This window comes from Desulfosporosinus metallidurans (assembly GCF_001936615.1).
GTDB classification, from domain to species: Bacteria; Bacillota; Desulfitobacteriia; order Desulfitobacteriales; family Desulfitobacteriaceae; genus Desulfosporosinus; species Desulfosporosinus metallidurans.
In genome coordinates this window covers 1-295 of sequence record NZ_MLBF01000229.1, presented here as the reverse complement: position 1 = coordinate 295, position 295 = coordinate 1, and the positions used below count along the sequence as shown (strand labels likewise).

General features: G+C 39.3%; 1 protein-coding gene. It reads left to right on the top strand.

Features of this window, described 5'->3' with window-relative positions; genetic code table 11:
- Window positions 1-72: 72 nt before the first annotated feature.
- The coding region (gene arsD, locus DSOL_RS26485) for an arsenite efflux transporter metallochaperone ArsD (protein ID WP_139314656.1) at window positions 73-295 on the top strand (223 nt) is incomplete at its 3' end.

Here is a 295-nt window from a genome sequence, read left to right as displayed (position 1 = left end):
AGAGTTTAGACTCTACTTGATTAGTTTCTTGGTTGAACTTCTATAAAATTAAAAAATGAGGAGAGATTCTTTATGAAAAAAATGCAGATATTTGAACCCGCTATGTGCTGTTCCACAGGTCTCTGTGGTGTCGGGGTTGACACGGAATTGCTGCGGATTTCAACCGTGCTAAATTCACTCAAGAAAAAAGGCATTGAGGTTGACCGTTTCAATCTTACAAACGAACCCATGGAATTCGTCAACAATAAAGTGGTCAATGACTTTCTTCATACTAAAGGGGTTGAGGAACTGCCAG